Raw genomic sequence first — 12,983 nt, 5'->3', positions numbered from 1 at the left:
GTAAGGGCAGCCACTTCCTCGCCTTCCTCGGCCTCGCCGCAGCCCTGACCTGCTACAAGAAACTCGCAAAATTCGCCACGTGAGACATCCTCTTAGCCGATCCAGATCGCATGCAACGACACGCTCGGGAGCAGCGACAGCTCGGATCATGTGCTCGGGTGGGGCTCCAGATGCGTCGCCATGCGCGCGAGAACCACTCGATCCCATACGATGCAGCAAGTCCTCGGCTCCCAACGCTGTCGCACAAACACAGAGGCACAGCGCCGGGGAGCAGCGGCGCAATCCTCTCACTCCGGTGTGGTCCATACGTTGAGGGCGACAAGTGTCGAGCAGATGGGGGCGTTGAATCGGATCGATCGGAGAGCGGCATTCGACAGGGGTGCTCCTTGGGTCGGGGCCTCCGCGATGAGGCCGAGCTGCGCGAGGTGCCGGACGCCGTCATGACCGACATGCGGGTCGGCCTGGAATCCTTAGTCCCGTCACTGACGTGGTATTTTCCGGGACGTTGTACGTTGACATATTCCCAGAGGAGGTTCCAGTCCTTCGGGGTTATTTCTCGTCTGCCGTGGGCGAATGCCGCGCCATGAGAAGGTCAGCCGGAGAACGCAGGGGGCTCCCCGCCGGAGAAGAAGGGCAGGGCGCGCTCCTCCATCACCTGACTCGGTCGCATCGTGATGTCGATGCGCACGGTGCCAGGGACCAGCCCGGACGAGCGGCCGACAACCTCCGAAAAGGAGGCGACGGAAGTCGCTGGCCATGCTGCAGACACACCAGTGGACGGCGCAGATCACAGGCAATTGGGAAGCAAAGTGAAACTGAAGAGCTACAACACCTGAGACCGCGTTTGAGATCTGCCGTAGCTGCGGGCTGGGACGCTCGTTGAGCTCTGCGTGAGTGGCTCTGGGGGTGGGTATCCGTCGGATCTGACGGACGAACAGTGGGCTCTGGTGGAGCCGTTGCTGCCGCCGATGCGGGTGGGGCCGAAGGGCGGACGTCGGGAGAAGCACCCGCGGCGGCGGATGGTGGATGCGATCTTCTACGTGGTGCGGACCGGGTGCGCCTGGCGGCAGCTGCCGAAGGATTTCCCGCCCTGGCAGACGACGTACTGGTACTTCACCTGGTGGCATGACGACGGCACCGTCGAGCGCGTTCACGACGCTTTGCGCGGACAGGTCCGCCGGGCCGACGGGCGTAACGCCGAGCCGAGCGCCGGGCTGATCGACTCGCAATCCGTCCGCACCGCCGACACCGTCCCAGCGGTAACCAGGGGCTTCGACGCTGGCAAGAAGGTGAAGGGCCGCAAGCGGTTCCTGGTGACTGACACCTTGGGGTTGCTCATTGCGGTCCATGTGGTCGCCGCGAGTGTTCAGGACCGGGACGGCGGCCGCCGCCCGCTGCTGTGGGCCCGGCTCGACCACCCGGGGATCCAGAAGTTCTGGGCGGACCAGGGTTTCGCCGGCCGCCTGGTGGACTGGACCGCCCACATCCTCGGCCGCGAGTTGGACATCGTCCGGAAGGACCCCGAGCAGCGTGGATTCCACGTCCAATCCAAGCGATGGGCGATCGAGCGCACCTTTTCGTGGCTTACCGCCCACCGCCGTCTCGCCCGGAACTACGAGACCAGCCCGGCCCGCTCGGAGACCATAATCCACAGGGCGATGATCGGCATCATGGTCCGCAGACTCACCCGGCGGGGACCAGCAACGCGGTCAGGACCCCGTCCTCTTTGCCGGGCCCTTACTGAATCGGGCCGGCCAGCGTCGTGATGGGCAGCGGAGGACATGTCACCGGCTTCCGGGTGAGGCTGACCAGTTTCTCTGGAGGTTCGTTTCCGTCCCGGACGGCCATGACATAGGCCTTCGCCTGTTGGGGGCCCAACAGCGGGGCCTGCTTCCGCAGGTGGCGTATGGCGGCCATGGTCCCGTCGGACTGCACAAGTGCCCGAACATCCGCGATCAGCGGATCGGGCGGTCGAACACCCTTGACCTGCTGGAGGTAGAGCTCTTCCCAGCGCGCTTGTCTTGGTGATCGCCTCGGCCAGTGCCTGGACGGCGAAGTTCCGGTCCAGGAGAACGATCATGCCCTTGCGCAGGCTGCGGACCAGGCTCGGGGCATAGAACGTCTCCCCGCTCGTGGTCGGTCCGAACACCGCGTCCAAAACGGTACGGGTGCCGCAGGACACCAGAACCAGCAGACGCAGCGAAGGGTATCCCGCCCCGCCGTTGTTGCAGCGGTGCCTGACGAACTCGGCCTGGTTCGCCGGGCTGTCGGGCACCGCCACCAGCGTGCCGTCGACAGCGCAGACGAGCAGACCCCTCCACCACGCTCCCACGGTGCCGATTCCGGCGGCCGGTCCGCGCAGCAGGTCGAACAAGCGGTGCAGCGGCGCGGCCCCGACCCGCCTGCGGGCCTGCGCCAGCGCGCCGGCCGTCGGAGTCGCTGTCGGCAGTCCTTCCAGCCCGGCCGTCAGCCGCTGCCACACCTGCTGCCAGCCGATCCCGGGGAAGAGAGCGCCTGCCAGCAGCAGATACACCACCACGCGTGAAGGAAGGTCACGTATCCGCTGCTGTGTCCTGCCGGACTCGGCCAGCACCTCATCGACCATCTCGAACGGGACGATCCGCGTTAACTCGCCCAGATGGCCAGGCGCGAACGGTCCTGCAGCAACCGCTGCCTCATGAGCTCCCACCGCTGCGGGCTCCCAGTGCGGTTCTGCGCGTGATCGAGGAAGTGACCGTTCGATGATCGTGCAGCATCTCCAGGTCCGTGCCATGCGCACCAGCGACATCGTCACCAAATACCAGAGTTAGGGCCCGGCATCGGCGAGTAATCGGCGATGCACCGTGCGCCCCCGCACAGTTGGATGGGAGCGCAGCAAACCGGTCCCAGAGGGGTCGAGCAAGAAAGATGGCAACAAGGCACGGCCGTGGTCACTGAGCGTAAACAGCTCCGTGATCACGCAGACCCCTGCCCGTGCTGTTGCCTACCCAGCTCTCCAGGGCCTACTGCCGGTCGCTCTTACACCGCTGGTTCCTCGCGTCCACCTTCCCGTCTCGCTTGCCGGACCCGCACCGTCCGGTAGTTCCGGGGCGTCCCGTCGTTGTCGGGGCTGCTCTGCACCAGAGCCGGCCGACTCGCCGGACCCAGCTGCCCCCTGCTTCTGCCGTCCCGCTGCGACGGAACGACGGTGCGGGTCTGACACCCGCACGCGGATCACAACGCCTCGTGGCGCACCCCCTCGTAGCGTAGAGACCATGCATGCAGAGAAGCGTCGGAGGACGGAGCAGACAAGAATGGAAGGGCTTCCACGTACGCGGTGACATGAAGGGGCAAGTGATGAATGAGGTCTCACGGTCGGGACGGCCGACGCTCGACGAGGTGGCCGCGCTCGCCGAGGTCTCCCGCTCCGTCGCGTCCCGGGCACTCAACAACGCTCCGCATGTCAGCCGCGCCAAACGCGAGGCGGTAGAGCGGGCCGTACGGGAACTTGGATACGTGCCGAACCCCAAGGCCCGGGCGCTGGCCACGCGCCAGGCGGGAGCAGCGGCTCTCGTCATCTCGCAGCACGATCCCTCAGTGCTCGCGGACCCCTTCTTCGGACAGGTCATCGCCGGAGTCTCCAGTGTCCTCGAAGAGGCCGACCTGCATCTCATGCTCTGCCTGGCCGCCTCCGACCGGGCCCGAAAGCGGGTCGGGGACCTGCTGCGGTCCCGAGGCGTGGACGGCGTGATGATGATGGCGCTGCACGCCGACGACCCCCTGGCACACCTGGCAGCGGAGACGGAGCTGCCGGTCGTCTTCGGCGGACGCCCCGGAGGCGCCGACCCGCGCTGGTACGTGGACATAGACAACGTCGCCGGCGCACGGCGCGCTACCGAGCATCTGCTCGCCGGCGGACGCACCGACATCGCCACCATCTGCGGGCCTCTGGACACGGAGGTGGGCCGTGCACGCTACCAGGGGTACCGGGAAGCGCTGCTGCTCGCCGGGAGGAGGCCGCACGCCCCCGAGACCGGGGACTTCAACGAGCCCAGCGGGGCCTTGGCCATGGCCAGGCTGCTCGAGAGACATCCCGCCGTGGACGGAGTGTTCGCGGCGAACGACAACATGGCGGCGGGGGCCCTGCGTGCACTGCGCGCAGGCGGCCGCTCGGTTCCGCACGACGTCGCGGTCGTGGGCTTCGACGATCTCCCTGTGGCGCAGATCGCACACCCGCCGCTGACCACCGTTCACCAGCCGATCCGTGCCCTGGGACGGGAGATGGCCCGCATGCTGGTCGGTGTCATCGAGGGCGCAGACCCCACTCCCCTGCTGCTGCCGTCTCATCTGGTGGTGCGTTCCAGCGCCTGACCGTGCGGACCACCCTCGCGGGATCCCGCACGGGCGGCGGCCATCCCGGAGGATGGCCGCCGGTCAGGTCACGGGTAGTACGGCGTGTACGTGATCGAGGAGACCTTCAGGTAGCGGGCGCCGTCCGCCGTTGCCCAGGTCGAGTTGTCCGGATTGCCTGGCCAGTCGCCTCCCACCGCCGTGTCGACGATGAAGTGCATGCCGGTCCCGGCGGGCGTGGTGTAGGGCTTCGAGCCCGTGATGGTGCCGTCCACCGCGAAGTCGACGTGGTCGGGCCACCACGTGAACGAATACGTGTGGAACGCGTTCGTCCACCCCGAGGAGTTGTTCTTCGAGTACTGAGTCTGCCCGTTGTTCTGGTCGTGAAGTGTCTGGTACACGGTGTGGTTGTTCTGGCCGACGATCTCGGCGGCGTCGAACTCGGGCAGCCACGGGTTCAGGTAGGCCGCCCACACCGCCGGGAGCAGCCCGCGTCCGTCGGGCATGTTCGCGGTGAAGCTGTAGGTGCCGTAGCCGTAGAGCGCCTTCGACTCCACGCGACCCGAGTAGTACGTCCCGTCGGCGGCCTTGTATGTCTTGATCATCAGGGTGCCGCCGTCGTACCAGACGCAGTTCGGCGTGTACGTCTCCAGCTCGTTGTTGGCGGTCCACCTCCCGTTGATGACATTCCACGAGTTGACGGTCTGGGGACTCCCCCAGGAACTGGCATGCGCCGGGTGAGCGGAGAAGGGCAGCAGCAGGCACGCCGTCACCAACGTGACCGCGCTGCGAACCGACGTGAAGAGACCAGCTGGCATGGTGAGCTCCATTGCTCGGCCGTGGATGCATTTTGGAAGCGCTTCCAGCAAAGGTGGCACTTCGCTCCGATGACGGTGAACATGACAGCGCCGTAACTTCCTGTCAATAGCTTCGACTTCAACTGTTGAACGAGAACGGGTCGATCGCTTCGTTGAGCGAGCTCGATTGAACTGAAGGCAGTGCCGAGCCGGACGTTGCGGGTCACCGAGTTCAGCGCGTGAATGCAAAGGTGAGACGACGCGACCGCACGCCTTCGTTCCTCATGCAGCCGTATACATCATCCACTTCAGTCTTGACACGGGCTCTCGTGCGCTCAATCATCACCAACCTGGAAGCGCTCCCAACCGTGCGCCGCATGGCGGAGAGCCGTGAGATTCGAGGCTCCGTCGGTGCAGTCGCCCGGCACACCCACACCTACGTACTGAAAGGGAGACTCCACCCCATGATGAATGGCAGAGCGCTCCGCCGACTGGCCCTCGTGGCCTGTGCGGCGGCTCTCGTGGTGACAGGCCTCACCCCCGGCGCACAAGCCACCCCCGGACCAGCACCGAGCCGAACACTGGGCAGCGGTACACGCTTCTACGTCGATCCACACAGCGAAGCTGCTCACCAGGCCCTCTCCGACCTGCGGGCCGGCCATCTGGCCGACGCGCGCAACATGGCCGAACTCGCCAGCTGGCCCGAGGCGGTCTGGCTGACCGACGGAACCCCCCAGCAAGTCGGCGATCGCGTCCGAGGCATAGTCCAGGCCGCGAAGGCGACCCGCTCCGTCCCACTGCTGGTCCTGTACGACGTTCCTGGCCGGGACTGCGGCTCCTATTCGGCCGGCGGCGCGGCCGACTCGGCCGCCTACGACGCCTGGGTGAAGGCTGTCGCCAGAGCCATCGGCACCTACAAGGCCGTCGTCATCGTCGAACCGGACTCACTCGCGCTGCTCCCCAAGGACTGCGGCCCGGACACCGACCCGACAGGTTCGCTCACCACCGCCCGTATCGCCGAGGTCAGATCGGCCGTCGGCACCCTGGAAGCCGACCCTGCGACCTCCGTCTACCTGGACGCCGGCAACAGCAAGTGGCAGCCCGTCGGTGAGATCACCGGCCGGCTGATCGACGCGGGCCTGCGGCAGGCGCAGGGATTCGCCCTCAACATCTCGAACTACCAGCCGACCGACCAGCTCAACCGCTATGGCACATGGGTGTCCAAATGCGTCTGGTACGCCACGGAATCCCTTGACCCCGCTGGGCGGGCCGACCAGTGTGCCAGCCAGTACTACTCCTCGGCTGCCCCCAACGACGGGCTCCCGGGCGACGCGGTCGAGTTCGACGACCCTTCGACCTGGCACTGGACCGACGCCTGGTACGACAGCAACGTCGGCACACCTCGTACCGACCGGCTCACCCACTACGTCCTGGACACCAGCCGAAACGGACGGGGTGCATGGACCGCCCCGCCCGGCAAGTACACCGACGACGAACCCTGGTGCAACGCCCCGGGCCGCGGAGTCGGCAACCGCCCCACGACGCAAACCGGCGTCCCCTTGGCCGAGGCGTACCTGTACGTGAAGACCATCGGCCAGTCCGACGGCACCTGCCACCGCGGCACGGCCGGACCGGGAGACCCCGAGTACGGCGGCGTCGAGGATCCGCCCGCCGGTGCCTGGTGGCCGGACTTCGCCCACACCCTCGCCGGCAACGCCAACCCTCCGCTGACCTTCAACCACACGCGCTGATCACGCCGCTTGGCACACCAACCCGGCTCCCCCGGTGTCGGCCCCCAATAACCCACCTGCGGTGAGCTGCACCCCGTTTCGTGGAGTCCATGAAGCAGGACGAGCTCCGCGAGCGAACCGTCCGCGAGGTCCGCACCACCAGTCATCCGATCGGGCACGTCGCGAAGGACCTGGGCATCCACAAGGAGTCCCTGCGCGGCTGGGTCCGCCAAGCCGAGGCGGACACCGGTGAACGCGACGACCGGCTGACCACCACCGAGCAGGAAGAACTGAGGCAACTTCGCCGGGTAAACGCGGAGTTGAGGCGGGCGAACGAGGTTCGCCTGCCGGGTGCTGGGGCTGTCGGAGTCGGCGTACTAGGCGCGCAAGAAGCGACCGAAGTCGCTGGACCTGGGCACCGTGGTCCGGGGCCAGTGCGCCCCAGGTGCCGACGGCGGCCACGGTGAATGCAGCGGCTGCCACCGCAGCGATCCGGGTCCGCCGGCCTGGACGGCGCGGGGCTGGAGCGGGCCAGACGGGGTCTTCGACAGCCGGGGGGGGTGCCACTGCTCGGCGATCAGGTTCGGGACTTCGGTAGGCCGGTCGTGGACATCGGCGAGGACCTGGGTCGCCTGCTCGCCGAGCAGTTCGGCACTCTGCTGCGCGACGGCTGCGGATGAGGGCCGGCGGCCAGGTTCCTTGGCCAGGCACGCCGTCACCAGGCTGAGCAGGTCGTCGGGGACGCCGCCGAGGTCCGGGTCGGCGTTCAGGACGCGGAAGGCGACGGCCTCGGCGTTGCCGGTGCCGAAGGGGTGGCGGCCGATGCGGCGATGTACCTGCCCGGCAGGTGCCCTCCGGCCGCGCACCGGTGGGATCTGGTGCAGCGGCGCCGGCCTGCTTACGCGGCTTTCGCCCGGCCGTTGGCCGAGGACGCTGCCCGGCTTCCCGCGCCCTGGCATCGCTGGCTTGCCTTCCTGGGCTTCTTGGAGGCGGTGCTCAACGATGCCTGCACGGCGCGGTGGACGGCCTCCCGCCTCGGCGACCGGGAGGCGGGAGACCGCTGGGAGGCGGCGATCAGCCAGGTCGCCGGCCTGCTCGCGGAGGCCGCCTGGCAGGTGTGGCAACCCGGCGCCGTGTGTGTGCCCGGGTTGTGGGCGTCCCGGGCCGAAGCGGTGGCCGCCGATGCGGGCTTGACGTTGTCTCTGCGGCAGCTCGGCGAGCGCCTGGCGGCCGGGCCCGCCGTCGAGCCGTCGGCGGTGCGGGCCATTGATGGGGATCTCTGAAAACGACCAGGGTCGCTCGTCGCCTCACTCGGTCCGCCGTTCAACTGCGGGGGGAGTTTCAATACTCCTGCGCACCCAGCAGGTCACCAGCTCGCCGGACGAAGTCCTCGATCAATGCGCTGGTCCGATCCCTACAAGCACGCACATCGGCGTGATCACAGGCGTCGACTATCGCTGAAGCCCCGTTGATCACAGCTTCGGCGAGTTGTTTCAGCTCCGGGTCCGCGGTGACCATTCTCAGCCGGTAGTAAGACTCCCAAGCCGCAGATCGGAGGCCATAGAACTCGTCAGCGGCCTCGAACGACTCGTGTCCGTCGGGGCTCTCCTGCCGACGAAACCAGCGGTCGTTCGCCGCACGGCGCAGTCTGGTCGCCACGGCGGCAAACGCGCTGCACGCCTCCAACCGATCCTGCCGGAGGCGGGCTGAGCGGCTGGCTCGTTCCCCGCGCTCGGCCACCCTGAGCTGGAAGAGATGCGTCAGCAGAGCTCCAGCGAGAGTCCCCACAACGGCGACAGCACTTGTGATGATGGCGTCCACAGCCACTCAGGAGACCACGGCCCTGCCCAGGCGGCCTTCCTTTCGGGAAGAGGCGGATGCTGACCTCTAGAAACTGACACTCGGCATTGCGTCGCTCCGCGATGACCTTCGGCCACCCTGGACACTTCACCCATGGGAAATGGCCTTGCACTCGGTACAGCTGCAGCATCTCCCTGGCCTCCACCAGCCCGGCGCCGAGCGCACCCCACAGGCACGCCTGCCACCACGTCATGGAGCAGCACCCCCCGAGAACCCGGCTTCCCGCCACGCCCTTGCACTCGGGGACGGTACCGCAGGGCTCTGCGGCGCATCGCGGGATCCAGGAGAGGAGTCCGAGCGCGCAGCCTGGAGCAGGCAGCCCGACTCGGGAGGACCGCGGGTGCCCGGACCGCCTCAGCTTCACGTCGCAATGCAGGGCGGCGCCGACCGAAGCGCAGGCGCGGCGGGTCGCTAGCTCGCCCGCCGCGCCTGCGCCTGCTCGACTACGCGGGCAGCGCTCTCGACGTCGCCGGCGTTGGCCAGCACCGTCTCCAGCTCCTGTCCCCCGAAAGGGCCTTCGCATCCTGGGGAATGGCCGTCGCGGCGTTCAGCAGGGCGCGAGCGTGCCGCCGCCTTCCGCCAGTCCGGATGTCCCAGGTCAGCTCTGCTTCTTCCGGGCGTCCTTGATCGCCTTGGTGAGGTCGGCGGTCTGCGCGGCCGGCGGCGCCTTCACCGGGGCAGTGGCGCCGAACTTGTCGAAGTCCATGGTCACGGTCGCCTTGCCGAACCGCTCCGTCAGGCGGACCGGCAGGTCCTTGGAGCCGATCCACACGTCCATCGTCACCGAGTCGGCGCCGCCGGTCAGCGCGTTCATGCCGTCACTGCCGTAGGCGTCCTTGTACTTCCCCAGCTGCGCCTGGTCGACGACGGCCCGGTAGTGGGCCGTGCTCTGCCCGTCGACCGTCTCCTTGCCGAGGTCCTTCACGTCGCTCGCGTATTTGAGGTACTTCAGCGTGGCCGCCGGGTTGCCGCCGCTGCTCCCGCTGAAGGCCTGGGCGCCCTTGTCCCCGAAGAGCGCCGACGCGTCGACCTTCATCCACTCCTTGCCCCTGAGCGGGCCAGAGGGCTGGGCGTCGACGTTGTAGTAGTAGGCGCCCTTCACGAACAGGGTCCGGATCGTCGCACTGTGCTGGAGCGCCTGCATGTTCGCGGCCTTGGTGTCCATCCGGACGTCCATGGCCAGGCCGTCTCCCCAGGAGAACGTGCCGTTCATGGTGACCGGGGTGCCTGTGCCGGTGTCGGTGCTCACCCTGACCTGCGCTGAGCCGAGCTTGTCGGTCCGGTCGGTCGCGTGTGAGAGCACCGCCATGATCTTGTCCGCGTTGTCCACGGCCGAGGTGGCCGTCTTCACCCCGCCGGACCCGCACGCGGACACGGCGACAGTTGCCGCCGCCGTGAACCCCACCCAAGCAGCGGTGTACTTCAGCTTCATGAGTCCCCACCCAATTGCTGTGATTCGGTTGTGAGTTCTGCTGTCGATGACTCTAACGGGACACACCCACCTCCCACCTCCCCGGCCGGGGCTGTCGACATCGCGCTCCACACGACCGCGTCAGCGCAGGTTCCTTGCTGTGGGGATGACGCGAACGGCCTGGCTGCCTCGCCCGCGTTACTGGCACCGAGTCCTACCGCCTCGCCCACACCAAAGCCCTGGCCGAACAGACCCACGCCAGCTGCCCGGGCGCCGCACAGGAGGCGCCATCTGGTGCCCGATCGGTAAATGACTAGCGTGTCGTTACGGGTGTCGGAACACTGCCTCGGTGACCCATACTGCACCGTCACAACTGCTGCGCCCTCGCGCCCTGGAGCCCGGAGGCCTCGTCGTCGTCGCGGCACTGTCCGGGCCGCTCCATGCCCAATACGCACCCGACCTCCAACGGGCAGTGGCCGAGCTCGAACAGATGGGATTCCGGGTGCGCCTCGCGCCGCTCCTCGAAGCCGGACGGCACCGCTGGTGGAGCGCGGCGCGGCCGGACGAGATCGCCAAGGAGTTCAACGGTCTGCTACGTGATCCCGAGGTGCGCGCGATCGTCGCGCACGACGGTGGCCAGACGGTGTTCGGATACCTGGACCTGATCGACTTCGACGCGGTCAGGGCCGACCCCAAGCCGATCCTCGGCTACAGCGACATCTCACTGCTGCACCTGGTGCTCTACGCGCGCACCGGTCTGGTCGGCTTCCACGCCGACCTGGCTACGCCCGGCTTCGGAGGGCACTGGCAGAGAGCTTCCGCGGCCCGCCGGGAGGAGCTGGGGAAGCTGTACTCGACGCTGCTGACCGGCACGAAGCCGATCGGTGCGCTGCCCGCCGGTCCGTCGTGGGACTGCTGGCGTCCCGGGCGGGCGGAAGGTCCGCTGATCGGCGGGGTCATCAATCGCATCGTGCTGGCGCAGGCGACGCCTTTCGCGCTGCCGCTCGAATGCTTCGACGGCGCGGTGCTGTTCTGGGAGGAGCTGGGCGGCCAGGCAACGTACGTGTGGAGCTATCTGCAGATACTGCGGCACAGCGGCATTCTCGATCGGATCTCCGGCATGGTCGTGGGCGTTCCGGAGGCGATCGACGGACTCGACTCGCCCGACGGCTCCCCGACCCTGGCCGAGATCGTCCTCGACGTCCTCGGTGACCGCGACATCCCAGTCCTGGGCAACGTCGAGGTCGGACACGCAGGCCCGAATCTGCCGATGCCGGTCGGTATCCGTGCCGCCCTCGATGCAGAGGAGCGGACGTTGTCTCTGCTCGAACCGGCAGTACGGCCGCACGCGATGACGGGACCGGTCGGCTGAACAACGCGCATGAGTAAGCCGACGGCCTCAGGCCAGACGCGGTGGACCGGAGAGCGAGAAGACCGGCTTCTCACATCAAAAGCGACTGAGATCGATCTTGATACTCGCCGCAAAACGACTCCCGAAGTCACGTCGAAACGGCTCCCTCAGAAACCAACACAGCCAGGCCCTACTCCTTCGTGGCCGTGCTGGAGCCGGGGGCCACATCCTGGACCGCGATCCTGGACGCGGTCCGGCTCGGCCCGGCGGACGACGCGACCGCGGTCACTGCCGCCCAGCTGCGGGGTGTCGTCGAACGGCTCATCGCCGCGGGCCAGTGGCAGGCCAAGGACCCGCATATTGTGATCGCCAGTGACGCCGACTACGACGTCACTCGCCTGGCGTGGGTCCTGCGCAACTTGCCCGTCGAGATGGTCGGCCGAGTCCGCTCCGACCGCGTCATGCGTCTGCCGAAATCACCGCGGATGCACGGCGTCAACGGCCGGCCGCCCAAGCACGGCCCGGAATTCCGCTTTAGCATGCCGGAGACCTGGCCAGAGCCCGCGATCACCACCGTCACCGACACCACCAACTACGGCAAGGCCGAGACCCAGGCGTGGGACCGGGTCCACCCATGGCTCACCCACCGCTCGTCCTGGCTCGACCACGACGGTGAACTACCCCTGGTCGAGGGAAGGTTGATCCGGCTGAAGGTCGAGCACCTGTCGAAGGAGCGAGACGCTCCGCCGGTGTGGTTATGGTCCTCGAAGACCGGCGTGACCCCGGACGACGTGGACCGTTCCTGGCAGGCTTTTCTCCGCCGCTTCGATCTGGAGCACACCTTCCGATTCGCGAAGCAGACCCTCGGCTGGACCACACCCAAACTCCGTGCCCCCCAAAGCCGCGGACTGCTGGACCTGGATCCTGATCGTCGCTCACACCCAGCTCCGGCTCGCCCGTCCACTCGCCGAAGATCCCCGCCGCCCTTGGGAGAAAACCGCCGCACCCGACCGGCTCACGCCCGCCCGGGTCCGCCGGGGGTTCAGGAACATCCGCGCTCACCTGCTCTGCCCGGCCCGTGTTCCCCAACCACGTGGAACCGGTCCCGGACGGCCGCCGGGGACCAAGAACCGCCGTCCCGCACCCCGCTACGACGTGAGCAAGACCGTCAAACGCCCTGAGACCCTCAAGGCCATCGGCAGACCCGGTAGATCTTGGTAGATAAAGAACTTCCCAATGACGATGTCAAGCCGCGGCAGTAACGCGTGGTAACGCTTGATAACACTCTCCGTCGCGGAGCATGGCACATAAGGCGTTGGCTCGTCGACGGGCCAGAGCGAGCACGACCTGCTTGTGTCCCTTCCCCTCGTCGCGCTTGCGTCGGTAGTAGGCCTGGGAGGCGGAGCAGGTTCTCAGTGCGTTGTGGCAAAGGGAGTCCCTGTTCGATGAACAGGGACTTCTTCGTGTGCGGGGCGTGATCGCGGAGGTGTAGGGGCAGGCAGCGG

10 protein-coding genes and 2 pseudogenes are annotated in these 12,983 nt (G+C 67.6%); 7 read left to right on the top strand and 5 right to left on the bottom strand.

The window, feature by feature from the left end; genetic code table 11:
* The first annotated feature begins 860 nt into the window (after positions 1 to 860).
* Entirely contained in the window at positions 861 to 1,766 is a 906-nt protein-coding gene (locus ACFZDK_RS54985; RefSeq protein WP_390986752.1) for an IS5 family transposase, read from the top strand.
* 269 nt (positions 1,767 to 2,035) lie between these two features.
* On the opposite strand, the pseudogene ACFZDK_RS54980 reads toward ACFZDK_RS54985, so the two are convergent.
* A pseudogene (locus ACFZDK_RS54980) lies at positions 2,036 to 2,773 on the bottom strand (transposase domain-containing protein); the annotation flags it as partial.
* Positions 2,774 to 3,336: 563 nt separating this feature from the next.
* Between ACFZDK_RS54980 and ACFZDK_RS54975 the strand changes: the two are divergent.
* Positions 3,337 to 4,350 carry a LacI family DNA-binding transcriptional regulator gene (locus ACFZDK_RS54975; protein ID WP_123978895.1) on the top strand — a complete coding sequence of 338 codons (1,014 nt, stop codon included), beginning with the start codon at positions 3,337 to 3,339 and terminating at the stop codon, positions 4,348 to 4,350.
* Between the two features lie 68 nt (positions 4,351 to 4,418).
* On the opposite strand, the gene ACFZDK_RS54970 is transcribed toward ACFZDK_RS54975, so the two are convergent.
* Entirely contained in the window at positions 4,419 to 5,147 is a 729-nt protein-coding gene (locus ACFZDK_RS54970) for a glycoside hydrolase family 16 protein (protein WP_293996268.1), read from the bottom strand.
* Positions 5,148 to 5,590: 443 nt separating this feature from the next.
* Between ACFZDK_RS54970 and ACFZDK_RS54965 the strand changes: the two genes are divergently transcribed.
* Entirely contained in the window at positions 5,591 to 6,877 is a 1,287-nt protein-coding gene (locus tag ACFZDK_RS54965; protein WP_390986748.1) for a glycoside hydrolase family 6 protein, read from the top strand.
* Positions 6,878 to 6,966: 89 nt separating this feature from the next.
* Positions 6,967 to 7,323 (top strand): transposase, encoded by a 357-nt coding sequence (locus ACFZDK_RS54960; protein ID WP_390986746.1) that lies wholly within the window; start codon positions 6,967 to 6,969, stop codon positions 7,321 to 7,323.
* Here ACFZDK_RS54960 and ACFZDK_RS54955 read toward each other — a convergent pair.
* Positions 7,234 to 7,722, bottom strand: a complete 489-nt coding sequence (locus ACFZDK_RS54955) for a hypothetical protein (protein WP_390986755.1) — start codon at positions 7,720 to 7,722, stop codon at positions 7,234 to 7,236. The two genes, ACFZDK_RS54960 and ACFZDK_RS54955, sit on opposite strands and share 90 nt — an antisense overlap.
* Between ACFZDK_RS54955 and ACFZDK_RS54950 the strand changes: the two genes are divergently transcribed.
* Entirely contained in the window at positions 7,669 to 8,139 is a 471-nt protein-coding gene (locus ACFZDK_RS54950) for a hypothetical protein (RefSeq protein ID WP_390986744.1), read from the top strand. The genes ACFZDK_RS54955 and ACFZDK_RS54950 overlap by 54 nt on opposite strands.
* 58 nt (positions 8,140 to 8,197) lie before the next feature.
* Here ACFZDK_RS54950 and ACFZDK_RS54945 read toward each other — a convergent pair whose 3' ends face one another.
* Positions 8,198 to 8,677, bottom strand: a complete 480-nt coding sequence (locus tag ACFZDK_RS54945) for a hypothetical protein (RefSeq protein WP_390986741.1) — start codon at positions 8,675 to 8,677, stop codon at positions 8,198 to 8,200.
* 637 nt (positions 8,678 to 9,314) lie between these two features.
* The gene (locus tag ACFZDK_RS54940) at positions 9,315 to 10,148 is read right to left on the bottom strand and encodes a hypothetical protein (RefSeq protein WP_390986739.1); all 834 of its coding nucleotides are present in this window, start codon (positions 10,146 to 10,148) and stop codon (positions 9,315 to 9,317) included.
* Positions 10,149 to 10,476: 328 nt separating this feature from the next.
* Here ACFZDK_RS54940 and ACFZDK_RS54935 point away from each other — a divergent pair, with 328 nt between their 5' ends.
* Both ACFZDK_RS54935 and ACFZDK_RS54930 read left to right on the top strand, forming a co-directional pair.
* Positions 10,477 to 11,499: an LD-carboxypeptidase gene (locus ACFZDK_RS54935; protein WP_390986737.1), complete on the top strand. Its 1,023-nt coding sequence runs from the start codon at positions 10,477 to 10,479 to the stop codon at positions 11,497 to 11,499.
* Positions 11,500 to 11,666: 167 nt separating this feature from the next.
* Positions 11,667 to 12,699 (top strand): annotated as a pseudogene (locus ACFZDK_RS54930) (transposase); the annotation flags it as partial.
* Positions 12,700 to 12,983 lie beyond the last annotated feature (284 nt).

Origin of the sequence: Streptomyces sp. NPDC007901, assembly GCF_042959465.1 — a bacterium.
GTDB lineage: Bacteria > Actinomycetota > Actinomycetes > Streptomycetales > Streptomycetaceae > Streptomyces.
Note: the sequence above shows the minus strand (reverse complement) of the source record. Positions and strands in the feature narration are given on the sequence as shown.

Excerpts from the sequence above, each read along its gene's own strand:
- ACFZDK_RS54940 (WP_390986739.1), bottom strand. The coding sequence starts at position 10,148 with ATGAAGCTGAAGTACACCGCTGCTTGGGTGGGGTTCACGGCGGCGGCA.
- ACFZDK_RS54960 (WP_390986746.1), top strand. The coding sequence starts at position 6,967 with ATGAAGCAGGACGAGCTCCGCGAGCGAACCGTCCGCGAGGTCCGCACC.
- ACFZDK_RS54975 (WP_123978895.1), top strand. The coding sequence starts at position 3,337 with ATGAATGAGGTCTCACGGTCGGGACGGCCGACGCTCGACGAGGTGGCC.
- ACFZDK_RS54970 (WP_293996268.1), bottom strand. The coding sequence starts at position 5,147 with ATGCCAGCTGGTCTCTTCACGTCGGTTCGCAGCGCGGTCACGTTGGTG.
- ACFZDK_RS54965 (WP_390986748.1), top strand. The coding sequence starts at position 5,591 with ATGATGAATGGCAGAGCGCTCCGCCGACTGGCCCTCGTGGCCTGTGCG.